This window comes from Fructilactobacillus sp. X2R5C3, from assembly GCF_059901325.1.
Genome location: NZ_JBWXUY010000004.1, coordinates 170190 through 196838 on the forward strand (window position 1 = coordinate 170190; position 26649 = coordinate 196838).

The 26649-nt window shown below is 41.9% G+C and carries 20 protein-coding genes; 5 read left to right on the top strand and 15 right to left on the bottom strand.

Translation table 11 applies throughout. From position 1 onward, the window contains the following. Nucleotides 1–15 precede the first annotated feature (15 nt). The 8 genes from AC6UDE_RS06795 to apf form a co-directional block, all read right to left on the bottom strand. A complete protein-coding gene (locus AC6UDE_RS06795; RefSeq protein WP_500697005.1) occupies nucleotides 16–396 on the bottom strand; it encodes a hypothetical protein in 381 nt (126 codons plus the stop codon). 133 nt (nucleotides 397–529) lie between these two features. Further along, nucleotides 530–1315 carry a TMEM175 family protein gene (locus AC6UDE_RS06800; RefSeq protein ID WP_500697006.1) on the bottom strand — a complete coding sequence of 262 codons (786 nt, stop codon included), beginning with the start codon at nucleotides 1313–1315 and terminating at the stop codon, nucleotides 530–532. A gap of 192 nt (nucleotides 1316–1507) precedes the next feature. Next, nucleotides 1508–3892, bottom strand: a complete 2385-nt coding sequence (locus AC6UDE_RS06805) for a hypothetical protein (protein ID WP_500697007.1) — start codon at nucleotides 3890–3892, stop codon at nucleotides 1508–1510. 69 nt (nucleotides 3893–3961) lie between these two features. Continuing rightward, entirely contained in the window at nucleotides 3962–4930 is a 969-nt protein-coding gene (locus AC6UDE_RS06810; protein ID WP_500697008.1) for a WxL protein host-binding domain-containing protein, read from the bottom strand. 7 nt (nucleotides 4931–4937) lie between these two features. Continuing rightward, nucleotides 4938–5339, bottom strand: coding sequence for an LPXTG cell wall anchor domain-containing protein (locus AC6UDE_RS06815; protein WP_500697009.1), 402 nt, complete (start codon nucleotides 5337–5339; stop codon nucleotides 4938–4940). Between the two features lie 20 nt (nucleotides 5340–5359). Then, complete coding sequence (locus AC6UDE_RS06820) at nucleotides 5360–6448, bottom strand: DUF916 domain-containing protein (RefSeq protein ID WP_500697010.1); 1089 nt, start codon at nucleotides 6446–6448, stop codon at nucleotides 5360–5362. Between the two features lie 96 nt (nucleotides 6449–6544). After that, nucleotides 6545–7225: a WxL domain-containing protein gene (locus AC6UDE_RS06825; RefSeq protein WP_500694122.1), complete on the bottom strand. Its 681-nt coding sequence runs from the start codon at nucleotides 7223–7225 to the stop codon at nucleotides 6545–6547. 327 nt (nucleotides 7226–7552) lie between these two features. Further along, entirely contained in the window at nucleotides 7553–8383 is an 831-nt protein-coding gene (gene apf / locus AC6UDE_RS06830; protein WP_500697011.1) for an aggregation-promoting factor, read from the bottom strand. A gap of 709 nt (nucleotides 8384–9092) precedes the next feature. On the opposite strand from apf, the gene zwf reads away from it, so the two are divergent. The 5 genes from zwf to AC6UDE_RS06855 all read left to right on the top strand — a co-directional run bounded on the left by zwf (nucleotide 9093) and on the right by AC6UDE_RS06855 (nucleotide 16902). After that, complete coding sequence (gene zwf / locus AC6UDE_RS06835) at nucleotides 9093–10568, top strand: glucose-6-phosphate dehydrogenase (RefSeq protein WP_500697012.1); 1476 nt, start codon at nucleotides 9093–9095, stop codon at nucleotides 10566–10568. 106 nt (nucleotides 10569–10674) lie between these two features. Next, on the top strand, nucleotides 10675–12105 hold the full coding sequence (gene gnd / locus AC6UDE_RS06840) for an NADP-dependent phosphogluconate dehydrogenase (RefSeq protein WP_500694125.1): 1431 nt from the start codon (nucleotides 10675–10677) through the stop codon (nucleotides 12103–12105). A gap of 136 nt (nucleotides 12106–12241) precedes the next feature. After that, complete coding sequence (locus AC6UDE_RS06845; protein WP_500697013.1) at nucleotides 12242–13789, top strand: multicopper oxidase family protein; 1548 nt, start codon at nucleotides 12242–12244, stop codon at nucleotides 13787–13789. A 310-nt stretch (nucleotides 13790–14099) separates the two neighbouring features. After that, nucleotides 14100–15347 (top strand): MFS transporter, encoded by a 1248-nt coding sequence (locus tag AC6UDE_RS06850; RefSeq protein ID WP_500697014.1) that lies wholly within the window; start codon nucleotides 14100–14102, stop codon nucleotides 15345–15347. 4 nt (nucleotides 15348–15351) lie between these two features. Beyond that, the gene (locus tag AC6UDE_RS06855; RefSeq protein ID WP_500697015.1) at nucleotides 15352–16902 is read left to right on the top strand and encodes a bifunctional metallophosphatase/5'-nucleotidase; all 1551 of its coding nucleotides are present in this window, start codon (nucleotides 15352–15354) and stop codon (nucleotides 16900–16902) included. Between the two features lie 30 nt (nucleotides 16903–16932). Here AC6UDE_RS06855 and AC6UDE_RS06860 read toward each other — a convergent pair whose 3' ends face one another. The 7 genes from AC6UDE_RS06860 to AC6UDE_RS06890 form a co-directional block, all read right to left on the bottom strand. Then, a complete protein-coding gene (locus AC6UDE_RS06860) occupies nucleotides 16933–17694 on the bottom strand; it encodes an amino acid ABC transporter ATP-binding protein (protein WP_500695869.1) in 762 nt (253 codons plus the stop codon). Continuing rightward, nucleotides 17687–19156, bottom strand: a complete 1470-nt coding sequence (locus tag AC6UDE_RS06865; RefSeq protein ID WP_500697016.1) for an ABC transporter substrate-binding protein/permease — start codon at nucleotides 19154–19156, stop codon at nucleotides 17687–17689. Before AC6UDE_RS06865 ends, AC6UDE_RS06860 begins: the two co-directional genes overlap by 8 nt. Before the next feature lie 145 nt (nucleotides 19157–19301). Beyond that, nucleotides 19302–20678: an argininosuccinate lyase gene (gene argH, locus AC6UDE_RS06870; RefSeq protein ID WP_500697017.1), complete on the bottom strand. Its 1377-nt coding sequence runs from the start codon at nucleotides 20676–20678 to the stop codon at nucleotides 19302–19304. After that, the gene (locus tag AC6UDE_RS06875; protein WP_500697018.1) at nucleotides 20675–21901 is read right to left on the bottom strand and encodes an argininosuccinate synthase; all 1227 of its coding nucleotides are present in this window, start codon (nucleotides 21899–21901) and stop codon (nucleotides 20675–20677) included. The genes argH and AC6UDE_RS06875 overlap by 4 nt, the downstream gene beginning before the upstream one ends. 96 nt (nucleotides 21902–21997) lie before the next feature. Beyond that, a complete protein-coding gene (locus AC6UDE_RS06880) occupies nucleotides 21998–23461 on the bottom strand; it encodes an APC family permease (protein WP_500697019.1) in 1464 nt (487 codons plus the stop codon). Nucleotides 23462–23479: 18 nt separating this feature from the next. After that, nucleotides 23480–24811 (bottom strand): aspartate aminotransferase family protein, encoded by a 1332-nt coding sequence (locus AC6UDE_RS06885; protein WP_500697020.1) that lies wholly within the window; start codon nucleotides 24809–24811, stop codon nucleotides 23480–23482. 377 nt (nucleotides 24812–25188) lie between these two features. Continuing rightward, nucleotides 25189–26475, bottom strand: coding sequence for a cation:dicarboxylate symporter family transporter (locus tag AC6UDE_RS06890; protein WP_500697021.1), 1287 nt, complete (start codon nucleotides 26473–26475; stop codon nucleotides 25189–25191). Nucleotides 26476–26649: the final 174 nt, after the last annotated feature.

A 26649-nucleotide genomic window follows, 5' to 3' on the forward strand; every position in this document is an offset into this window, starting at 1 on the left:
TAATTATCAAAATTTTTAATCTTTAAACGTCCATACTTCGTTAAGTAAAAAGCCAATAAACCCTAGAATCAGGATTAAATCAGTCCACATGACGGAAAGATGAGAAATTCCAATTATTACCAAAAGAAACACAAGCAGGGTCACAATCCCACCCCAAATACGTTGCTTTGGAGTAATTTCACCCGCAATCTCCATTGCTGGATTCTTAATAAATAAAGTGACAGCCCAAATAATGATACAGAGGGCACTTAAAATAATTAAAATCCAGTCAATGAAACCAATGGGAAAACCATAGATAATCTCTTGGATGCCTTCAACCACACTAGTGCCAAATAAAATCATAGCCATGGCCGTCCACAGTAAACTGATACGACTAGTAAATGCGTTTTTCTTCATATTTAACACCTACCTTTAGATAAATTTTAACATATATTTAACTTTGAAAGAAAAATGTTGAAAAAAAAGGGACTAACATCATTTGTTCATTGACGTCAATCCCTAAAAATATTTTATAGCAATGCTTTAAGTTTTACCTCTGATCAGCGGCCCACTTGGCAAACTGGGTCCAAATCTCATGCTTTTCTTTCTCATCATCAGTACCCTTTGACGCCTTAATCGTCGAAGCTAACTTGGCTTTTAAGGATTTTTTCTGATCAGCTGTCAAATTTTTAACCGACTCGGTTAAATTAACCTGGCCCTCTTCCATTCCTTGATTAGCCAAGTTCAAGGTCCCGTGCTCGTGGCTGTTTTCAATAAACGACCAAATTGGGATAATGATAAATAAAGTCAAAGCAATTCTAGGAAAGAAAAACGCCAAAATAATCAAAATGACGTACGCCGCAATTGAATAGTTAAAGTTTCTGGCAAAAATATAGTTGAAAACTTCATGTTGCTTGGAATGCTTTCGGTACTTGACTTCAGCAATTTGCGACACAATGATGCGAAAGACCACCAATAAAATTAGTGAAAGAGCGCCATAAAGCATCACCGTGATTTGCGATGTATCGTCGGTCATAAGCTTAGTAAAAGTTGGAATTAACGACATGAAAAAGAGGAAAACCAGGTCCATGACAACCGTCTTGTTGGCGACTTTTTCGGTATCGTTGAATACTTGTGCATGCTGGTACCACAAGTTCCCAACAAAACAAAAACTAACGGCATAAATTCCAATGGCACGAAATAGAACCAGATACTCAACGTTTCCACCCATTTTCTCAATCGGCAGTTCCAACACCATCACGGTAATAATGATGGCAATGATGGCGTCACTGAAGGCATCAAGTCGATCTTTCATTTTTTTCTTGATTTCACCCATAACGTTTCCTCACTTTGATAGATTTACGCTAATTATAGCACGCCATTATGGAGATTTTAAGCACATCAGAAAAGCGGTTCACAATGACCAACGTCATGTTTAAATTTACATGCAACAAAAAAGGCTATCAAGTACTTGATAGCCTTTCATTTGGCAAAACATATCATAACCGCGATCACTGATTAACCGTCCTTATGGTGTTCCACTATCTTTTGAACCATACTTGATGCTCCAGTTAAGCGTAGCGTCATATCCTCCGGTACTACCGACGGCACTTCCACTCTGGTTCATCCTTAAATCAAGTCCTTGATTAGCACCCCATTTAATTGGAGTCGTAATCTTACCATCTTCCTTTTTTCCAGGATAATTGTAAACCTGGACGTTACCAGTTCCTGGGTTCAAAATGGTTGGTTGCTTGCTGTTTAAGGCAAAGTAAGCCAGTGAAAATGGTGACCCGGGCCTCCCAATCTCATGTGGATTTTCAGGAGTATTCTCCTGAGAAAGCCAGACACTGTACGGACTCTTAACCCGACGATCATCGGTTAAACTAGCAATCTCGTACCCCTTGTTGATGTCAATCGGAGTCTTTTTCTTGCCAAGGTTTCTTGGTTGCATGTACTGATCCTTAAAGAAGTAGTCATTTTGAAAGCCGTAGTCTAAATCCTGCGGTTGATTCAGAACAACCGATCCATTGTAGAAATTATAGGTCTCTTTTCGTCCTTGAAACTTAAGTGAATCCTGGTTACGATCGGTTCCCGTCAATTCAGGGATTGAACTCATATTATCAGGATTATTGTCCCCAAGTTGAAGGTCAGCGGTAATATTAGTTACCTCTCGACCATTCATGTCTGGAAGATTCTTAATTGTAATCTTCTTAGCATTCTTAAAGTTAGAGTTGGAGTCTTTCCCACTAATCTCATAATCGGTGGTGTCACTGACCGTATAATCACTATTACTAATTGGTTCTCCGTTAACATCAATGTTCTTGATGTCTTTAATACTTGGAACCACAAATGAATACGAACCATCTTTAAACTGCGTGCCTTCAATCATGTTATGAAGAGAAATCTTGTACTGAACCTCACTTCCGTCTTTGACGTCGGTCAGATTATTGGTCCAAGTATTGCCACCGTCATTTGACATCTGGTTTTGTAAAATAACCCGTGGTTTAACGTTGTCGTACGGGTTATTCGACATTTCGACGGTCGCCTGACTTGACTTAACCACTCCGTCATCCGGTGCCGTAAAGTTACTTCCCTTAGCGGTTACCGTATTCTGCTTAGTATTAGGATCTGGATCAGTAATAATCGTTCGAAATCCAACTGAGTCAGGTTTCCCATCATCGTCGATGGGTTCAATTCCGTTGGGGTATTCCGCCACGATTTGATCGTTATCGTCCAGACCACGCATCCCTAGATTGGTCATGTCATCCGTAACCTTAACGTTATCCCAGGTATTTCCTAAACCATTATCTTTGTAGTTGTAGGTATCGACCTTATAAAGCATCACGTCTCCAACCTTAGCGTTAGTGACAAGGTCCTTAAATTCACTTGGATCGATTTCCTTAATCATGTCATTTGCGGCACCGGTATCACTATCGTAGGGATTAATATCCTTATACTTCCCCTCACGTTGAAGTGCACTTAAATCACAAACTAATTTTTTAACCCCAGGAATCTGAGGAATTTCGGTATTGGCAATGGCACTGACCATGTTCAACGCACCAGTTGCACCAGTAAATCCCCACCATGCGTAGTCACCTTGAAATTGGCTCAAAGGAACATTTTCAGTAGTGGTATGCTGATCAATTCCGTCAATTGAGTGACCAGACTTGGGATCATTATAAGTAACCGTTGCGGTGGCGTGATCCGACCTGGCGTTACTATCTGGTTGCCAGTCATTAGGCATCCACTTATAAGTCACCGGGATCCATGTTCCCTGATTAGCCGTTAAAGATGGCGTCTGACTATAATCATGGTGATTGATTCCAATATGATCTTTATCATGCCAGTCAAATGGACCAGTGAATTCATTTGGGTAAATGAACGCCGTATGTGGAATCTTTCGCGGCAATTTATGGTCACTATAATCTCCGTTGTAGTATGGATCAAACTCAAACGATAAAGCATTGTGAATAAATTGGGTTCTCAAATATGCTTTTTTAGGATTAACATGATCATTGTCAATTGCCTTTGAAGCGGTTCGGACATTTCCGTATGAACCGAGTGATTCACCCGATGATCCGATGGCATTTGGATTGTCATTTTGCAGGGTAAAGGTCAGTCCATCAGCTAATGTTTTAACTTTTTTCGGGTTTTTCATATAAACGTAAAACTTAATTGTAAACGGTTTTTGTAAATCAACTTGGTTCTTCCACCACATGGTTTGAGCAGAATGATCATCACCAGTATTATCAGTTACCACCTGAACGTTGGGATATCTTTTTTGAACGCTTTCATTCGGTTGAACCCCAGCAAACATAAATTCATCCATTGACGGACCTGATTCTGGTGGTGCAGGAATGTTATACGGATTATCTGGATCCGCCCTAACACTCATCATTGCGCCACAAATCATAAATACAGCAGTACAAACCACTCCTATTAATAGCTTATAAAGTACTTCTCTTTTTATTCTCATTTTTTCTCAATTCTTTTTATTTTTCTTTTTGTGATAGAACATCCGACAAATCCAAAAAATAATCCAAATTTCGATGGTCAAAAATACCGCAATTAAAACCGGTACGTATGACTCTACTTGGTTTGATAACTTTAGTGGGGTAAACGTCTTGTGCAATCGAACCGTTTGCTTGTCAGAATGGATCATAACATCCATCCAATACCTACCAGGCTGCAATTTTTGATAGGGAATTGTCCACACCAAAGGAGTATTCGGGGCAATACTGACATCCGAATATTCCTTTATCGTATCCAACTTTTCGTTATGAAAAACTTTGACTCGCACCCTCGCATGTTGAATCAGCTGTGGGTAATTATTCTTAATCGTAACTTTAAACGCATTTAATCCATCATAATTTCCACTCTCAATGTTTGAAATTTTTAAACGATCTAATTTCAATCCATCCTGTCCACTTAACGAAACTCCAATAACGTAACTGGCTAAACTGTTAACCTTCTCGTTTGAAACGGAAGGAACCACTCCAGTAGCAGTGATGCCAGCAAGTTCTGTTCCCATAACTCGTGAATTTGTCCTGATTTGGTAATTGACTACCTTACTTGCATCCGGAGCCAAATTCACTTCTCTTTTAAGTTTTCCAACAACTTGTCTAGAAACCGAATTCTGATCATTTTTAAGCACGCTTGGATTAGCGTATGAAATACTGCCACTCGACGTGGTCGTTGCATTATTCAGCGTTAACCTAATTTTAATGGGACGGTCTCCGTGATTTTTCAAAAGAAGCGGAAGCTGGTATTCCCGATTCGGTTTAGCTTGAATCGCAAAATACTCTTTGCCCTTTTGAAGCGGGAGTCCACCCAAAACTGGCGTGGCAGAAAATGACGGATAATCATCCGAATTGGCCTGGGAAGTCATTGGCACAAACAGTTCAATCAACAAAACTCCAACTAAAATTATAATTTTAATTAGTTTTCGCATTTGAATTTTATTTCGAATTCTTCAATTCTAATTTTTTAATGAAATGACGGTTTAATATAATCAGAAAAGCGATAAAGAGAAAAATCACTCCGGCTACCATTGTGCCCCATTGGAGCATTTGTCCTGTTTGAGGTAACGTACCTTGTTGCTCCCCACTAACAGCAATGGTTGGCGGAATTTTAGTGCCTTCTGATTCAGAGGAACCTGGGGTTTTATTAGACATATCTTCAGGTTGACCACCCTGTCCATTGGGTGCCGGAGTTACGTTTCTACCAATTCGAATTGTGGTATTTGAATTAGATTCACTCTTCGCAAACGAAGCAGCGTTTGCTCCTAACCCAACGGCTATTAAAATAGTTAATCCAGTTAACAGTACCATCCTTAAAAACTTAGAACATTGTATTCGCATTTGTACATCTCCCAACCTAGTTATTTAGATTGATCGTTTCTTTTATCAAGTTCTGCTTGCTGTGCGGCAATCAAATCCTTTTGTTTTTTGTGTTGACGGTACAAAACGTAGCATAAGATCAAGATTAAGATTAACAAGATAATCAATAGGATGATCCACCACCAGTTTTTATTAGCATTATTAATTGCTGCCTGAGCAATTGAAATATGGAAATCTTTTTCAATATCCCACTTGTTGCCGTTAATGTCTGAAGCCTGCAAACTCAAATGATAATTACCGGGTAACAACGCGTTTTTGCCAAAATTATTCATAAAATTAAAGTTGGAATTAGGCGCCATACTTAAGCCACTCTGGTTGGCCTTACTCAAGACTTTCTTTGGATTACTCTTTCGGTAAATCTTGTCTTTTAAATGCATTTGACTAACCGTCGTGGGCTTTTCGTTTGCCAACTTGGTATAAATCACCGGTTCACTAGCTACTTTCCCCGGTTTAATGCCTTGAGCCGTAAGCTTTGGTTTAATGGTTTGATTAGTGTTGTCACGAAGATAGACGGGCATTGCTAAAGCAAACTTATTATTAACGCTGACCCCCCTTAATTTAGCTGCAGAAGGTGGTAATTGTGGACTAACGTACAGTCCACCCATGATGACACCTTGATAGGTCTTGTCAGGAGCTTTTACGTTAAAGTTAACGTTGGTTCCCTTATTAGGAGCTAAGTTAATCGTCTGCTTCTTGTCTCCTTGGACTAAATCCTTGAATTTATACTTCAAAGTTTTATCAGTCGGAAACTTATTAGTCGGATTGAGCGCAATGGCACCACCACCGGAAGTAAAAGCAGTTGTTGGTTCAATGCTAAAGGACTGGGGTGATTTGGATAAATTAACGATGCTCAAACTAATTTGTTGGGTTTGACCCGGCTTGGTTTGAACAAAGATCACTCCATCTTGCTTAATTTGATTCTTAGTGTAATTCGGTTTAACCGCAATTGATGGACCTTGGGCTGCATTTGTTTTTAAGGTTCCAAGTATCGGAATCATCAAAAGAATGGTTGCAACGGCAAGTAAAAACGGTAACCAGAATTTCTTCAACCTTGATAAAATTACAATCACGTCCTACTTAATTAATTTTCTAATTTACTAAAAAGAAGACAAACCGTACGTGGTCTGTCTTCTTGGTTATACAATACACACCCGTAAAGAGAACTATTAGTTAGTTGGGTTTTGTGGGCCTTGTGCGTTAAGAGTCCAAATAATTGGTGCGTTGTAATCAGCTGGAGTAACGTTAGCTGGCATGTTCAAACTAGCGTCAGTACTCTTTGAGTAGTCAACTGAAGTCGTTCCTAAACCTTGACCAGCATTAGCTGAAAGAACTTGGGAAGAATTGTCAGCTCCAGCATTCAACAATGGAGTATTTACTTGAGCGGCACTTCCAATGCTGTTTTTAACAGCGGTTTGGTTCAATTGAACACCCCAACCATTACCTGGTTGATCATTGAATTGACCTAAAGCAGCTGAAACAGTCCAACCAGCACCATTTGGTTGATCTTTGACGGTACGACCATCAACAACAACTAATTGTGGTTTACCATTACCTGTTTGGTTATCATGCAACGGAATCCCAAATTGTGGGTTACTGTTGTTGGCTGCTTCACCGAAGTTTAAATCTGGAACTTCTTGTAAAGTTAAGTATCCGGTTCTTACTTGAACGTGAGCTTTTGATTGTCCTTGTACTGAACCAGTAGTGTCATTAGGAGTTGCACTAGTGTCTGCTGGAAGATGAACAGGAGCAGCGTTTACATTAATGTTCTCAATGGCCATTGACAAACCTAAAACGGCTGCTAATGATGCCACACCTAAAACTAATTTCTTACCAATATTTGCTTCCATAAAAAACTACCTCCAAAAAATATATTATTTTATTGCTAATAAATTGTATGTTTGTAATGGTGATAAAGCACCACAGACACGCAATCTAATAACATCTTTCACAAAGACATTATACCATAGAATAAAATCCTTGTGCAATAAAAATAGGAAAAATTTCACAACACCCACTTCTTTTCACAATATCCTAATAGAATCCTGACTTCATGCAAAAGTCTACTATTAGTATAACTTATAAATTGATTATTTTTCGAGCTAAAAAAATCACGGTGACCTTTCGATCACCGTGACTTCAATTAATTCTTATTAATTAGTTAGTATAAATTTATCTTAGTACCAACCGTGTGATTGCCAGAATGATTGGGCACCTGACCATGAACCATAACGTGAAGTTACGTATTGGTTAGCAACTCGATCTTGGTTAGCAGCTGAGTAGTCACCATTTAAGTATGACTTAGATAATTGGTACTTACCGTAGTAGTTACCATTTGAAGCAGTGTATGAACCGCCTGATTCACGTGCCGTGATCCAAGCTTTGGCTGCATCATCACCACCGTTACTTGAGTAGTTAACGTTAGCTGGTTTAACAGTGTTAGTTTGTACAGCGTAAGTTCTTTGGTTAGTTCGTGGTGCTGCTGGAGCTGGAGTACTCTTTTGAGCTGATGCTTGTACATTAGCCTTTGGTGATTGGGTTGGTTGAGTATTAGCTTGTTGCTGTGGAGCTGGGGCTTGTTGTACGGGAGCTTGAGCTTTTGGTGCTGCTGGGGCTAGGGCTTGTACTTGAGCCTTTGGTGCTGGTTGAGCAGCAACTGGTTGTTGTACAGGTTGTGCAACCTTAGCAACTGGAGCTTTAACAGCTGGAGTAGTCTTTGGTGCTTGGTAACCAGTAGTTTGTGCTGGTTGTGATACAGCATTTGGAACAGTAACACCAGTTGGGATTACTAATCTTTGTCCAACTGAGATTTGGTCAACATTTTGTAAATGGTTAGCTTTGGCGATTTGGTTAGTAGAAACTTTGTATTGTTGAGCAATTTCTGAAACAGTGTCACCTGATTTAACTGTAACGTTTGTTGAAGCATGGGTGGTGTTAGCACCTACTGCTAATAAACCTAATGCTGCGGCACTTGATAAAACTACGGCCTTGATACTTTTTGACTTCATAATAATAATCACTCCTAATCTAAATTTCTTAACTAATTTTCGTTTTCCGGTTTTCTGTTTTTTAAATTCGTTGATCTCCTGTATCAATCAACAATGTATATACTAAACGGAAAACATTACACACAAATAACACAGTGTTTAAAAAAATCGCCGATTTTTGTTATTTTGTAACATAAGTAACATGTTTTGCAACATAACCCTAAAAATCACCGGATTATTGAGTGTTTTCTGTGTCATTTTGTAATTTTTGCTCTTTTTTTGCCATATACCCCCTTCAATTTCTGCAAAATTACTCCAAAAAAAGTTTGACAACCATGTTTTTAGGTTAATTCAACCTAATTTTTCCGTTTTTGACCAGTTTCTACTATATTAATGTATCGATTGTCAGATTCATCCTCAGTTTTGAATTTCTCACTACCATCTTATTTTTAATTACTAAAACCATATTAATATGGTAGAAAACTTTTTTATGTCATTTAAATTATCAGCCCTTTTTTACGGCCAGCCACTTTATGACCTGTACCAATTTGGCAATCAAAAAATTATTTTGAACTATTTATAATGAAGAAATGCGTCAAGTTAGGGATACTTTAGATAGCGCTTTCATATGTGGAACAATAAGGAATAAACCACTTTTTTTGGTAGCAGTAGTGTTATATAATTGGTCTTGTATACGAATAACTATAATTATTAAAAGGAGTGAGTATTAATGGCAACTGCTAACCGTGCATTATTCATGCTTTTCGGTGGCACTGGTGACCTTGCTTTGCGAAAGTTATATCCAGCCTTATTTGAACTTTACAAAAAGGGCAGTATTGACAATCATTTTGCACTGCTTGGGTTAGCTAGACGACCCCACACCGATGAGGAATTTCAAAAAATGGTTTTGGATTCCATCTCGTCAGAAGCAGATAATCAAGAACAAGCTGAAGAGTTTGCTAGTCATTTTTACTTCAGATCTCATGATGTTACCAACGTGGAACATTATCAGGCCTTAAGTAAATTAGCCGACGAACTTGACAAGAAATACGAACTTAATGGTAATCGGATCTTTTATGTTTCAATGGCCCCAAGATTCTTTGGAATCGTTGCTAAAAATCTGAAGGAACAACACGTTCTTTCAGACAATGGTGGCTTTAACCGCTTGGTAATTGAAAAACCATTCGGTCGAGACTATGAATCTGCTGAAAAATTAAATGATGAATTAACCGCTGCGTTTAAGGAAGACCAAATCTTTCGCATCGATCATTATTTAGGCAAAGAAATGGTTCAAAGTATCCCAGTTATTCGATTCGGTAACCCCATCATCGATGCCGTTTGGAACCACAACTACATCGATAACGTCCAGATCACCCTATCCGAAAAACTTGGCGTAGAAGACCGTGCCGGATATTACGACACAGCTGGTGCTTTACGTGATATGATTCAAAACCATACCATGCAAATCATGACCCTCCTTGCAATGGATAAGCCAGAATCATTTGTTGATACTGACGTTCGTGCTACCAAGGTCAAAACCCTTGAAAGTATGAACTTCTATGATACTGAGGGTGTCAAAAAGAACTTTGTTCGTGGTCAATATGGAGCTGGTAGTGGTTCAGCCGCCTACCGTGACGAGCCAGACGTTCCACACGATTCTAATAATGATACCTTTGTTGCTGGAAAAGTAACTTACAATCTTTCTAGATGGGAGGGCACTCCTTTCTACGTTCGAACTGGTAAGAAGTTAAAAACCAAAGCCACTAGAGTTGATATTATCTTCAAAAAAGACATTAACAACATCTTCAGTAAAGCCGGTTTGCCAGATACTCTTAAAACCAACGTCCTCTCAATTTTAATTGACCCTCGTGGTGGAATTACACTGAGAGTCAACGTCAAGGACTCCAAACAAGGTTTCCATACCGAAACCATCGACCTTAGTTACCTACAAAATGATGCTCGGGCTTCAGAAGTTCCTCAACCATACGAGCGTCTTTTCCATGACATCTTAAATGGTGATCACACCAACTTTGCAAGCTGGCCAGAAGTTGCCGCCGCTTGGAAGTACGTTGACCCCATTCAGAAGTACTGGGACGAAACCAAACCTGATTTTCCTAACTACGAACCGGACTCAATGGGACCAAAGGCAGCAAACGAGTTATTAGCTCGAGATGGTCACAGTTGGTACTTCCCTGCTGAAAAGTAAAGAAAGTGCTTACAAAATTTGAAGTTTCTATTTCACAATTCTAATGTGAAATGGTAAACTACTAGTGTAATGAATTAACATATATATTCGAAAAGGAAGGTATATTATGGCTGATAAAAAAGCAAACATTGGTGTTGTTGGTATGGCTGTTATGGGTAAGAACCTTGCCCTCAACATTGAAAGTCGCGGTTACACAGTTGCAATTTATAACCGTACTGCAAGTAAGACTGAACAAGTAATGAAGGATCACGGTGACAAACACTTGATTCCAAGTTACAACGTTAAGGATTTCGTTGAATCAATTCAAAAACCTCGTACGATCTTATTGATGGTTAAAGCTGGAAAGCCAACTGATGCCGTTATTGCTGAACTATTACCATTACTTGATAAGGGTGACACTCTTATTGACGGTGGTAACACTAACTTCCACGATACTATGGCTCGAAGTGAAAAACTTGCTAAGTCAGGTATTAACTTTATCGGAATGGGTGTTTCTGGTGGTGAACTGGGAGCCCTTAAAGGCCCTTCACTAATGCCCGGTGGTCAAAAAGAAGCCTACGACCGTGTTGCTCCAATCCTTGAAAAGATTGCTGCTAAGGCCGAAGATGGCGAACCATGTGTTGCTTACATTGGCCCTAACGGTGCTGGTCACTATGTAAAGATGGTCCACAACGGTATCGAATACGGTGACGAAGAATTAATCGATGAAACCTTCAACCTTTTGAGAAATGCTGCTGGTTACTCAGTTGATGACCTTGCTAAAATCTTCAAAGATTGGAACAAGGGTGAGTTAAACTCATACTTGATCGAAATCACCGCTGACATCTTGACTAGAAAAGATGACTTAGGAGACGACAAGAACAAGCCAATTGTTGACGCAATCTTAGACCGTGGTGCTAACAAGGGTACTGGTAAGTGGAGTTCAATCGATGCTTTAGACATTGGTGCTCCTCAATCAGTTATCACCGAATCAGTTTACGCTCGTTTCATCTCAATGATGAAAAAAGAACGAATGGCCGCTTCAAAGGTTCTTCATGGTCCTGCCAAAGAACCTAAGTTTAACAGCGACGAAATCGTTGAAAAGGCTCGCCAAGCATTATACTTCGGTAAAATCATGAGTTATGCTCAAGGTTTCGAACAAATGCGGATGGCCTCAGAACACTATGGTTGGGACTTGAAGTACGACCAATTAGCTAAGATTTGGCGTGCTGGATGCATTATCCGTGCCCAATTCCTTCAAAACATCACTGATGCCTTTGATAAGGATCCTAAGTTAACTAACTTGTTAATGGACCCATACTTCTCAGACATCGCTAACAAGTACCAAGACTCAGCTAGAGAAATCGTTTCGTTAGCTACTGAAGCAGGTATTCCTGTTCCATCATTGTCAGCTGCCGTTTCATACTTCGACTCATACAGAGCTCAAGTACTTCCAGCTAACTTGCTTCAAGCACAACGTGATTACTTCGGTGCTCACACTTACGAACGTACTGACCGTCCAGGTAACTTCCATTACCCATGGTACAAAGAACAATAAAACAAACGTTTTAAAAAGATCGACTTTAATAGTCGATCTTTTTCTATGTTTTTAGCTAACAAACAAGCATTATAGTCTAAAAAGCTGTATTATGATGGTGTAGTAGATAGTTAAACAATTAGGGAGGAACAAGACAATGTCCGAACGAAAAGTATACAATGATTATTTCTATGATGAACCAGCTTTTAACACCCATGACGGTGGATACATTCCACTCAAGGTGCCTGATGTTCCAGAACACAAATTAAACATCCCCGAAATTTTAAAGCCCGATAAAGAAACCGATACCGACATGTGGTACACGGTGGATGCCCAACCAGGTGAAACTCAGATTTTACCCGGTGAAAAAACAAAGACTTGGGGTTACAACGCTAGTATTTTAGGTAAGACCATCATTTTAAAAGAGGGTAAACACATGCATGTGACCTTAAAAAATGACTTACCAGTTTTAACCACCTTTCATTGGCACGGACTAAATGTTTCCGGTCCATACGTTGACGGTGGTTGTCACGCACCAGTTTACCCTGGTGAAAGCAGTGAAATTGAGTTTACGGTGAATCAGCCTGCTGCCACATTGTGGTTGCATGCTCATCCATGTCCAGAAACTTCTGAACAAGTCTACAAGGGTCTTGCTACCCCAGTGGTTGTTCAAGACGACATTGAATCCAAGTTACCCTTCCCAAGAAATTACGGGGTCGATGACATTCCCGTTGTCCTACAAGACCGTCATTTCCACAAGGGTAACCAACTAAACTACAAAGAAGACTACGATCCAGATGGTGTTCAAGGTCCAACTGCCATGATTAATGGTACCGTGAACCCCTACTTTGACGTTACTACCCAACGAGTACGACTCAGATTCCTTGATGGCTCCAACCGTCGTGAATGGCGCCTTCACTTCGACGACGACTTGAAGTTCACTCAAATTGGTTCTGATGGTGGAATTCTTCCTGAACCAGTCGAGTTTACACACCTCATGATGGTTTGTGCCGAACGTGATGAAGTCATCGTTGATTTCAGTGGTTATAAACCCGGTGATGAAGTTCAACTCTACTCCGACGACGTTCCCATCATGACGTTTAAGATTCATGAGTTTGCACCAGACAACACCAAGCTCCCAGATCACCTCGTTGACATGCCACCATTTGCCAAAATTGACAAGGACGCTCCCGTTCATAAGGCAGCTATGTCTGGAATGGACGAATCCGTTGAAATCAACGGTAAGAAGTTCGACATGCAACGAATCGACGATCGCCAAGAAGTTGGCAAAGAACGAATTTGGGAAGTATCTAACTCAAATGAAATGGATGGTGGGATGGTTCATCCTTACCACATGCACGGAACTCAATTCCGAGTACTTTCCAGAAACGGTGGTGACCCTTATCCAAACGAACACGGTTGGAAGGACACCATTGGGGTTAACCCCGGCGAAGTCGTTCGTTTGCAAGTTAAGTTCGACTTTCCTGGCGTTTACATGTATCACTGTCACATTACGGAACACGAAGACGGTGGCATGATGCTTCAGATCCAGGCTTATGACAAAAATGATCCACACAAGAAGTACAAGTTAATGAACATGGATACCCTACTAAACGCTCTTTCAAAAGAAGAGGGCATCCCAGTGAAGGACTTAGATATCCCAGCTATGAATTCATACAAAAAGATGGGAATCCACATGTGTTAATTAAAGATTGGAAAACAGCTGCAGTAATGCGGCTGTTTTTTTGTGGGTAAAATTATTTATGTAATTTATTAATGTTAAAAACAAGCATCATGATGCAAATTCATCCAATTATCATCTAATAATTACAAACTGGGTCCGTTGCATTTTATCAACTTTATGATAATATTAATTACAATATAAAGCTTTAAATGGTTCAGAGAAGCCACAAGCATAACATGTTATACATATAATGATTGAACGATTGTGTTCTCATGCTATTCTGTGCGCTGAATCTGGACCTTGCAGAATTAAATGGGAGGACAATTTTTTTATGCCAAAATTGACAAAGTATCAAAAGCGCATCACGTGGTCAACTGGGATTGGGTTCATCCTGGAACGAATGGACGCCATGTTTATGTCACTGGCACTGGCTTCAATCATCATTAGCTTAAACATCTCAAAGGCTCAGGGTGGCTTACTACCAGCCATTACCGCCATCGGATCCATTTTCGGTGGGATTGGCTTTGGCGCAATCGCCGACCGTTATGGAAGGGTCAAAACCCTCTGCTGGACCATCATTATCTATGCCATTGGAACCGCCGGAATGGGACTTACCAACTCGTTCTGGATGCTATGTCTCTTTCGCATCATCATCGGGGTCGGTAATTCTGGTGAGTACGGGATTGCGATTACCATGCTAAGTGAGGCCTTCTCAAAGAAATATCTCGGTCGCTTGTCGGCCGCTGCTGGAATCTGCGGTCAGATTGGTTCAATTATTGCCTCCCTCCTATCTGCCTTTATTCTTCCCCACTTTGGTTGGCACGTCCTCTTCTTCATTGGGATCGTTCCCGTTATCTTAGCTTGGTTTATCAGATTTCACTTACCCGAGAGTAAAGAATTTACCGAGAACCGAAACGCCATTGAAAAAGATCCTAACCGTGATTTCAGCCACTGGACCGAATTATTCGCCACCCCGAAAGAATGCTTTCTAACGGTCAGAATCATGATTATGTTCATGATCCACATCGCCGGCTATAACGGTCTCATTAGTTGGCTTCCCTCAATTGCTCAAGAAAGAATGCACATCTCAGTGGCCGGTTCATCCCTCTGGATGATTGCGACCATCGTCGGCATGTCACTTGGGATCATGTGTTTTGGGATCGTTCAAGATCACCTCGGCAGTCGCCTAGCATACGGCATCTGGCTACTAGCCGCCGCTGCCTCGGTCTTTTTGCTGATTATCGCTTCAAATAAGTTGGAATTTTTAATCGGTGGTGGAATCGTTGGTTTCTGTTCCGACGGGATGTATAGTGGTTATGGAACCATCGTCAGCAAGCTCTATCCCACCGAGATTCGGGCAACGGCCAACAACACCATCATGAGTATTGCCAAAAGTGTCGGCAGCTTTTCCACCGTCCTGATTGGATTCTTGATGGATCGCTTTAACCTCATGGCGGTGATCCTCTTTTTGAGCGGGATTTACCTCGTTAGCTTCGTAATCATGCTGTCAATCAAGGAATTAAAACACGAAAACAAGGCGCAAATCACTACATCAGAAAACACGGAAAAGGTGGCATAATAATTTGAAAGTCCGAATTTTATCAACCAGTGACGTGCATGGATACGTGTACCCCACTAACTATACAACCCGCAATAACCACGCTTCACTTGGCATGCTTCAGGCGGGTGCCATCATCAAGAAGGCTCAACAGGACGAAAAAGACGACGAAATTGTCGTAGCAATTGAAAATGGTGACTGGATTCAGGGATCACCATTTTCAACCTTTTTGTCAGAACAGGGCGCAGACAAACGTCGTCTTCTCAGTCAAATAACGGCTGACGTTGGATATGATGCCGCTACCCTGGGAAATCACGAGTTCAACTACGGCCAACAGTACATTAGGGACACTGAGAGTAAACGGAACTACCCCATTTTGAACGCCAACATTGAGGGTGCCATTTCTAACAAGATTGCCGATCAACCGTACGTAATTATTGAGAAAAAAGGCGTCAAGTTTGCCATTCTAGGACTAACGACCGCCTTTATTCCCAATTGGGAGCGTCCCAATAATATTCAAGGATTAAAATTTAATTCAGCACTAGCAACGGCTAAGCAGTATGTTCCTGAATTACGTCAAAGGGCTGACGTGGTCATTGTCGCCTACCATGGTGGGATTGAAGCCGATCCCAAAACTGGTCAGCCAACCGAAAAGGACACATCAGAAAACGAAGGCTACCGCATTGCGACGGAAGTCCCTGGAATTGATGCCCTCATTACGGGTCATCAGCACCGTCAGTTGGCGGGAAAAATTAATGGCGTTCCCTTCACTCAACCTGGAGTTCACGGCAGTGATGTCGGTGAAATTGACCTGGATTTAACTTCTAACAAACAGCTTGTTGGAAGTTCCAGTCATCTCATTTCAACGGCTCACACCCAACCAGACTATGACCTAATTCCCGATCATCAAATCGAAAGCGAGGTGGAAGACTGGCTGGATCAACCAGTCGGCCAAACAACGGGAGCAAGCATGCTGATTGACGATCCCATGAAGGTCCGAATGAACAATCATCCCTACATCGACTTTATCAATCGGGTGGAGATGGATGCAATGAACGTTGATATCGCCGGAACCGCCCTCTTCAACGATGATATTAAGGGTTTTCATCATGACATTTCAATGCGTGAAATCATCAACGGTTACAGTTACCCCAACACCATTATGGCCGAAAAAATTACCGGAGCGGATTTAAAGCGGGCCCTCGAAAAATGTGCCGAATTTTTCGCCATTCAAAACGGTAAGATTGTCATTGACCCCAAATTCATCACCCCCAAAATGCAACTATTCAACTACGACATCTACAGTGGAATTGACTACGAATTTGACATCTCCCAACCGGTTGGCAAACGGGTGGTTAAACTCAACTATCACGATCAGCCCGTTGCTTATAATCAGGAATTAAAGGTTGCGTTAAATAACTATCGGGCCATTGGTGGTGGCGACTATGACATGTTTAACGCCCAGAAGGTAATCAACGAAAGTCCAGACAGTGCCTCCGACTTAATTGTGCAATACCTAAAAAGACACGACCCCTATGTCGCCACCATCCCGAACAATTTAACGGTCAGAAAATAAAAAGAGCTTCCATTTGGAAGCTCTTTTAGTCTACTCATCTTCATTAATAATTTTATCGATAAATTCTTTGGTTCGCTGATTTTGGGGATGGTCAAAGAGCTGATCCGGCGTATTCTTTTCCTGGATGTAACCGTTCGCCATAAACCAGACTTCATCGGCTACCTTTTTCGCAAAACCCATCTCATGAGTCACAACCACCATCGTCATGCCCTCATTAGCCAGTCCTTGCATGACATGAAGCACTTCACCGACCATTTCAGGATCAAGTGCACTCGTGGGTTCATCAAACAACATGACCTGCGGATTCATGGCAAGTGCTCTGGCCATGGCAACTCTTTGGGCCTGGCCACCAGAGAGACTGGACGGATAAACATTGGCCTTCCCCTTTAATCCCACTCGGTCTAGTAATCTCAGTCCAATTGAAGCGGCCTCCTGATCTTTGACGTGTTTCACTTTTTTAGGAGCCAGCTTTAAATTTTCTAAGACGGTCATGTTAGGAAAAAGATTAAAGCTTTGAAACACCATCCCAATCCGTTCACCCAAAGTAGCAACCTCTTTGTGGTTGAACCTGGTAAGATCCTTTCCATCAAAGATAATTTGTCCACTGGTGGGTTCTTCCAACATGTTCAGACACCGCAAAAAGGTACTCTTACCAGAACCAGAGGGACCAATCACACAGATGACCTGGCCCGTTTTAATGGTTCCGTCAATGCCCTTTAAGACCTCATTTTCCCCAAAATCTTTTTTCAAATCGTTGACTTGAATCAACGTTTCATTATCAGTTTTAGTCATGGTTCATCCTTCTTTCAAAGTAGTTCAGCACCCTTGACAACGAGAACGAGAGGATAAAGTAGAGAATCATTGCAACGGCAATTGGTGCCACTCCTCTGTAAGTGTCAGCCCGAACGATGTTTAGTTCGTACACAATTTCTGTTACTCCAATGATTGAAACGATGGAACTGTCCTTGATAATGGTGATAAATTCATTTCCAAGGGCGGGCCAAATGTTCTTAAAGGCCTGGGGCAAAATAACCGATGCCATCATGTCTTTTTTAGAAAGTCCCAAACTTCTCGATGCTTCTGACTGCCCCTTGTCAACGGCGTTAATCCCACCTCTGATGATCTCACTGACATAAGCACCACTGTTTAAGGAAACGGCAATAATGCCGGCAGTCAAAGCGGGAATATTGACCAAAACGCCTAGTCCGAAGTAGACGAACAGGACCTGTACCATCATGGGGGTTCCTCTGACAAATTCCGTGTAGGCAATTGACGGCCAGCTCAAGAACTTGTATTTCGAGAGTCTCATCAGTACCAAGATGATGCCAAGAATGATGCCGAAGAAGACGGAAACGACTGAAATAATTAAAGTATACTCAACCCCAGTGGCGAAGTATTTCCAGTAGTGCCACATTGACGTGTTGTGGGTGTTAACCTTCATGTGCTTCCCAGCGTCCTTTAGGTATTGTGGAATCAGGTTCTTTTGGTGAATCTGATCAATACTTTGATTGACGGCGCCTACAAGGGACGTGTTACCCTTCTTAAACGCAATGGCAGTCCCAACGTCGTTTTTATTTAATTTGTAACCCGAATCAACGGCCTTTAGGGAATGATCGTTTGCGACATAGGCTTGGGCCACCGGCTTTTCAACCCCGACGGCAGCAACCTTGTGGGTCTTAAGTGCCAGAACTAAATCTGGTGTCTTGTCCATCCCAACTACGTGCGCGTTGGGAATATACTTTTTAGCTAAACTTTGTTGCAGGGTCCCGGTCTGGGTTCCAACCTTTTGCCCCTTTAAACTATTTTTATTTTTAATCTTACCAGTATCATTTTTGTTGATGAGAAAATCCTGCCCACCGCTATAGTAAATCTTGGAGAAATCAGCATTCTGCTTCCGTTCGGGAGTCGGATTAATTCCGCCAATTGCCATGTCAATCTTGCCCGACTGAACGGCTACCAGCAGAGAATCAAAACTCATATTTTTAATCTTTAACTTAACGTGTAAATTTTTCGCAATCTGTTTGGCAATGTCAATATCAAGGCCGACATCGTCCTGTTTCCCATTCCTATTAACCTGAAACTCAAACGGAGGATAATCCGGAGCGGTTCCGACCGTCAGTGTTCCTGATTGCTTGACTCGGTTCAACGATTGGTCATCCGCGTGTGCTGGTCGTCGTGTTAACAAGGTACCCATTCCAACAATGACAACGACCAACAACAACTGCATGACAGTCTTTAACTTCGACTTACTCATTGAACTTCATCTCCTTAACAATTTCTTAATTAATTTTTCAAAGTGTACCACCTGTGAAATGAAAAGCAAATCTAATTTAAGAAAATTTGCTATCAAAGAACGCAAAAAGACTGAAGCCATGCGGCTTCAGTCTTTTTTGCTTTTTTTATTTTAATTCAGCTTTAGCCTTGTCAATCTGCGCTCTGACCTGCTTAAACCCGGTTCCACCTTCGGAGTTACGGCGCTTTACGGCCACTTCTGGATCAAGTTCATGATAGACATCGTCCTGGATTACAGATGAGGCTTTCTGTAACTCTTTTAAACTCATGTCCTGTAAGTCACGGTGCGTCTGAATGCAGTTTAAGACTAATTTACCAACAATTCCGTGGGCCTCACGAAACGGAACCCCCTTGGCCGCCAAGTAGTCGGCCAGCTCGGTTGCGTTTGATAAATCATGCTTGGTACTATCACGCATCTTGTCCTTATTGATCTTTAGGGTGGAGAGCATCCCGTTGAACACCTTGAGTGCCGGCAAGACGGTCTTAACCGCATCAAAGACCCCTTCTTTGTCTTCCTGTAAGTCTTTATTATAGGCCAATGGCAGTGATTTCATGGTTGACAGAAGTCCCATCAAGTCACCATACACGCGCCCGGTCTTTCCCCGAATCAGTTCGGCCATGTCTGGATTTTTCTTCTGCGGCATGATTGAACTACCAGTCGAATACTCGTCACTGATTTCTAAGTACTGAAACTCATAACTAACCCACATACTAATCTCTTCACAGAAACGGGACAGATGCATCATCAAGATGGAACAGTTACTCAGAAATTCCAGGGCAAAGTCACGGTCAGAAACAGCGTCTAACGAATTGGCATAGACCTCATCAAAGCCAAGTTCTTGGGCAGTAAACTGCCGGTCAATGGGAAACGTGGTCCCAGCAAGAGCCGCCGCTCCCAGTGGCAGCATGTCCGTGTGCTTCTCATTAAACTCAAAACGTTCCTTGTCCCGCTTCAGCATCTGGTAGTACGCCATCAAGTAGTGGCCGTACGAGATGGGCTGGGCATGCTGAAGGTGCGTATAACCCGGCATGATGGTTTCCACGTTTTCATCCGCCATCTTCACCAACGTCTTCTGTAAAGTCGTAATCTCGTCAATGATTTTGGGAAGCCGCTTTTTTAGGTATAAATGAAAATCCGTTGCCACCTGATCGTTTCTGGAACGCGCCATGTGAAGTTTTCCGGCTACCGGACCAATTCGATCGGTGAGGATCTTTTCAATATTCATATGAATATCTTCATTTGCTTTGGAGAACTTAATTTTACCAGCGTGCAAATCGGTTTGAATGCCCTCTAAACCACTGACAATCTGTTTAACGTCGCCAGCGGGAAGAATGCCAGTCTTTTCTAGCATTTTTACGTGAGCCAGCGATCCCTCAATATCCTCGTCAGCCATTAATTGGTCAAAAGAGATTGACGAACCAAAATTATCAACCGATTCATCAGGTTGCTCGGTAAAGCGGCCACCCCATAGTTTATCGCTCATTTACTTTTGTCCTTTTGCTTTTGATTTTTAATCTGAACCTGGGAGTTCACCTTCGTTGGAAGACCCCACAATTTGATAAAGCCCTTGGAAGCTACCTGGTCGAATGAATCCGATGAGGTATAGGTAGCAAGATCCTTATCATACAGCGAGTTCTCTGACTTTCTGCCAAGGACGGTGACGTTACCCTTAAATAACTTAACTCTAACCACCCCACTGACGTGTTTCTGCGAATCCTTCAAAAAGGCCTGAAGTGACTCCATTAGTGGTGAGAACCAGAGTCCGTCGTAGATGACCTCACTGATTTCGTTTTCAACAATGGGCTTGAAGTGTGCCAATCCTCTTTCAAAGGTCAAATCTTCGAGTTCCTTGTGAGCTTTAAGGAGCACCGTTGCTCCAGGAGTCTCATAGACTTCTCTGGATTTGATTCCAACTAACCGATTCTCAATGTGGTCAATTCGACCGATTCCATTTTCACCAGCAATCGTATTTAACTCTTTGATGATATCAGCGAATTTCATGGGCTTGCCGTTCAACGCAACTGGAAGACCTTTTTTAAACGTAATTTCTAGTTCGGTTGGTTCATCGGGCGTTTCTTCAACCGGTTTGGTCATATCAAAGGCATCCTCTGGAGCGCTAACCCATGGATCTTCTAAGACCCCGGCTTCGTTAGCACGACCCCAGATATTACTGTCAATTGAATATGGTGAATCTAAATCAATTGGGATATCAATATTGTGATCCTTAGCGTACTCAATCTCGTCTTCTCTAGACCAGTGCCAGTCACGAACTGGACTTAACACGTCTATGTCGGGAGCAAGGGCATGAATAGCAACTTCAAATCGGACCTGATCGTTTCCTTTTCCAGTACAACCATGAGCGATCGCATCGGCGCCTTCGTTCTTTGCGACCTCAACCAATTTCTTTACAATCAAAGGTCTTGATAAAGCAGAAACAAGCGGATACGATCCTTCGTACATGGCGTTGGCCTGTAAGTCGACTGAAGCATACTCATCAGCGAATTCATCTTGAGCGTCAATTACGTATGAGCGGACGGCACCCACCTTTAGCGCTTTATTTTTAATGAATTCTTGGTCCTTGTTTTCGCCAACGTTGATGCAGGTTGCAATGACGTCATAACCTTTATCAGTCAACCAAGCGATCGCAACTGAAGTATCAAGACCACCAGAATATGCTAGAACAACTTTCTTCCTTTTATCTGACATTACTAATTCACCCTTTTCTTTTAAGATTGTTCTAAGAGTACTACGCGAATATTGATTTTTCAACCACCTTTGGGATAAAAGTCACATATTCAACACTTAAAGGTTCTCGTCAATCTCTTGATCATCACTGTCGGGAATCTTGGAGTCGGCGTGACGCATGCCGTAAACGAAGTAAATAATGACACCCAACAGGAACCAAACGACCGCATAAATTTTAGCCTGAATATCGAGTCCCATAAAGACAGCGAGGGAACCCAAAAAGCCTAATGCGGGTAAGATTGGATAAAAGGGAATCCGGTAAGCCGCCTTGGGGAGGGTTTTCCCTTCGCGTCTTCTGAGTGGATACATGGCCAGTGAGACCGCCATGAAGGCAATTAACGTCCCAGCTGAAATCAATTGGGCGAGGAAGGTAAACGGAAAAATGGCCCCCAGAATGATTCCAATGATGGTGATGATCCAGAGGGCGTTACTTGGAATCTTTTTTTGATTCAGTTTGCCAACGGCCTTGGGCAACATTTTGTCACGGCCAAAGGAATAGATTAAACGGGAACCAGCCATCATCATTCCAATTAAAGCCACTAACATCCCGGCAACCGCCACGGCCTGCACGACGGTGGCAACGATGGTGTGACCACTTTGTCGAAGCGCCCACCCCACTGGTTCGGCGTTGTTAGTATACATGGTGTACTTAAACATCCCTACCAACACTAGTGAAACACAAATAAAGAAAATCGTAGCGATTACTAACGAACCAATGATGCCACGTGGCATGGTTTTTTGGGGATTCTTAGCTTCACCAGAGTTAGAGGCGATGGAATCAAACCCAATGTAGGAGAGAAAAATCGTTGAAATCCCAGCGTAGATCCCTTGCCAGCCACCGAAGACCGTTCCATCAGGATTCGGATGACTTTTCGGGAAGAACGGAACGTAGTTTTGGGCTTTGATAGCGGTCGCACCAACCACAATAAAGGCCACGATTGCCAGTAGTTTCAACACTACCAACACGTTTGAAATTCGAGTTGTTTGTCGGTCACCACGCATCAAGATGTAGGTGACAAGTGCCAACACTAAAACGGCAATAATATCAATTACCCCTCCGTTAGTACCAAGTGGGGAAGAAATTGCCTTTGGTAGCGTAATTCCAAGCGGCGAGATTAGTCCTTGGACGTTTGATGAGAGTCCAGCGGCAACAAAGGCCACGGCGATGAGGTATTCCGCTAGTAGCGCCCAGCCAACGATCCAGCCCCAAAATTTACCAAACAGGACTGAGATCCAAGAATAAGCAGAGCCGGCAAAGGGCAAGACGGACGCCATTTCAGCGTAATTCATTGCTACGAGGCCAGCTACTAGTGCTGCTAGGATGAACGAAATGACAACGGCCGGTCCGGTGTACTTGGCTGCTACAATCCCAGGTAAGGTGAAAATTGACGTTGAAAGGATGGTTCCAAGGCCGAGCGCGAGGAAGTCCTTAACGGTCATGGTTTTTTCCAAGTGTTTATCTTTAGATATATAGAAATGAAAATCAACTTTTTCATTCATCTTGTGCCAAATATTTTTCATGCTTCAAACTCCTTTTGATTACCAACCCATGTTTGCGGGTGATTTAGTTAATTTTCCGTCGTTTAATTCTTGCATTGCCTGCTCAATCATTGAAAAGGCTTTTTGTAAATCGGTTTCTTTAATTACCAACGGTGGTTGGAAACGTAAAACATTGCCACGGACGGTAATCATGATCGCGCCCAACTCAAATATCCGATAAATTAGTTTGTTAGCGGCATCACCGTCTGGTTTCTTGGTCTGCGGGTCAACAATGTCAATTCCACCGTTTAATCCATACATTCGAACGTCACCAATAAATGGAAATCGGTCTTCCATTTGCTTAAAGAATTGATTGGCCTGTTTGCCTAATCTTGCACTTCGTTCTACCAAGTGTTCGTTTTTAATGACGTCTAGAGTAGCGTTAGCAGCGGCCGCCGACACTGGATTACCAGCCGTCGTAAAGGTATTCCCAGGTGCATCCATGGCATCCATAATTTCTTTTCGACCCGCAACAGCACTGAGCGGCAATCCGGATGCAATTGACTTTCCAATCGCAACTAAATCTGGATGAACATCCTTAAAATAATCAATTGACCACATCTTCCCACTTCGTCCGAGTCCTTGATTAACCTCATCTACGGCAAATAGGATGCCGTGATCCTTGGCGAATCGATACACCCGATTTAAAAAACGTTCTGGTGCTTTAATAAAACCACCATCACCTTGAATGGCTTCGATCTCAATGACCGCCGTCTCTTCAGCTGGTAAATAAGTCTCAAATGGCAACTTAAAAGCCTCAAACATCCGATCACTGAATTCATCATCATTTTCACCCTTTAGACGATTCCATGGACTTGGATAGGGAACCTTAACTACACCAGGTAAGAGTGGCCCAATTTTGCGTGACATGTTGAGACTAACTGCCGAAGTACTAATCGATCCATACGTGGAACCATGATAAGCACCGGTAAAACTCACAATGTATTGCCGTCCCGTGAATGCTCTCGCAAATTTAATGATCGCATCGTTCGCGTCAGATCCAGAATTACCAAAAGCCACTTTAGTTGGTCCATCAATTGGGGCTAATTTAGCTAATCGTGGGGCTAACTTAGCTTCCTCAGAAGTCGCAAAATAGGCTGGAGTGTATTGAATCAACCGGCTAGCTTGATCTGAAATGGCTTTGACAACTTTCTGATGACAGTGTCCGGTATTAGTTGAAGACGCACTGGATAAGAGGTCAATGTAACTGCGGTCATCTTCGTCCGTTAAAATGGCTCCGGCCCCTGATTTAATTACAATATCAAAATATTTAATTCGTGCCGCCTTTGAATAGGCCCGCTGTTCGTGATCCAGCGTTTCTTTATTTGTCATTTCAAACCCTCCTTGAACTATTTATTAAAGTTAACTTCTTGAAAATAAAAAAGTCCCCCAGTTCACGTAACTGGAGGACATTACCTACTTCCCCCCGCAGTTACCAACAAAACTGTGAGGACTTAAAGAAGAAGTTAGCTCTGACTTAAAAGCATCTTATTATCCACACAATTTTTAATCATCACTGTGACTAAAATGAATAATAAAATGCTAATCATGGAAACTACGGGTGCCGTCATCGCTAAAACTTCCTTTCATTAGTTTCACTGATTGTAAATTGAAACGACCAATCCTGTCAATGCTTTTTTATCAATTTCTTAACAAACAACAAAAGAAAAGCTGAGGTCAGATTAAATTTCCAACTTCAGCTTTTATCATTATGCTTTTTTTGATTTAACTTGTTTGACGTAACTATTCGCTTGCTTCCGATTAAATTCATGTTCAGAACTTCCAATTACCACCGTCGCAAGTGAATTGCCGACCACGTTGACTGCCGTCCGACCCATATCAATGAACCGATCGATGCCGGCGATGAAGGTCAAACCAGACATGGGAACGCCAATCGTTGAAATAGTGGCAAGCAGCACAACAAAGGAGGCCCCTGGAACTCCAGCCATTCCCTTTGAGGTGATCATCAATACAATCAGTAAGGTGACCTGCTGTCCAATTGATAAGTGAATGTTATAAGCCTGAGCAAGAAAAAGAGCCGCCAGTGACTGATAGATTGCCGAACCGTCAAGATTAAAGGTGTACCCAGTTGGGATAACGAACGAAACGATTGATGGACTAACGCCAAAGTGATCCATTTTTTGAATCATCTTAGGTAGAACCGCCTCAGAGCTGGCAGTCGAAAAGGCTAAAACAATTTCATTCTTGATAACCGCCAAAAGGTCCGAGAGTTTGAAATGACAGAGGCGAGCCACCACTCCCATTACTACCAGAACGAAAACAAGCATGGTGAGATAAACTAAGAAAACAAAGTAACCTAATGGTAACAGTGCCTTAATTCCTAGTTCGGCCAAGGTGACCCCAATTAGGGCACAAACTCCAATTGGAGCTAAGTGCATAACCCAATTTGTAATTTTAAACATAACTTCTGAGACCGCACTCATGAAGTTAATAATAATTTGCCCCTTTTCACCGATGGCTGCGGTTCCTAAACCAAAGAAGACCGAAAAGACGATAATTGGCATCATATCACCCTTGCTTAATGACGCAAAGATGTTAGTAGGAATTAAGTTCATAATCATGGACCAGATTCCTGTATTTTTGGACTGCTTGGCAGTCGCTATGTATTGACTAATGTCCGTCGATCCATGCATTTGATGAACGTTAATGTAAGTTCCGGGATGAGCGATGTTAGCGACTAAGAGACCCAAAATAATAGCAACCGTGGTCATTAATTCGAAGTAAACCAGCGTCTTTACCCCAATCCGTCCGACCTTTTTGATGTCACCCATTCCGGCAATTCCAACCGTTAAACAAGAAACCACAATTGGTAAAACAATCATTTGAATTAGGCTAATAAACATAGTCCCAATGTTTTGCATTACATTAATGGCATCTTTATTCTGATAAAAAATAACGCCTAAGATAATCCCTAAGAACAAGCCAAATACAATTTGCCAACCAAGTGAAAAACGGTACCAGCGTTGTTTTTTCATAAAATCACTACCCTTATGACTTAATTGTTGGTAATTATACACCTAATTTACGACACAAAAAAAGAGTTCCTAACCAAATGGTTAAAAACTCTGGGTTGCGTGGCAACGTCCTACCCTTGCAGGGGGCGATCCCCCAACTACTCTTGGCGTGCTGAAGCTTAACTTCTGTGTTCG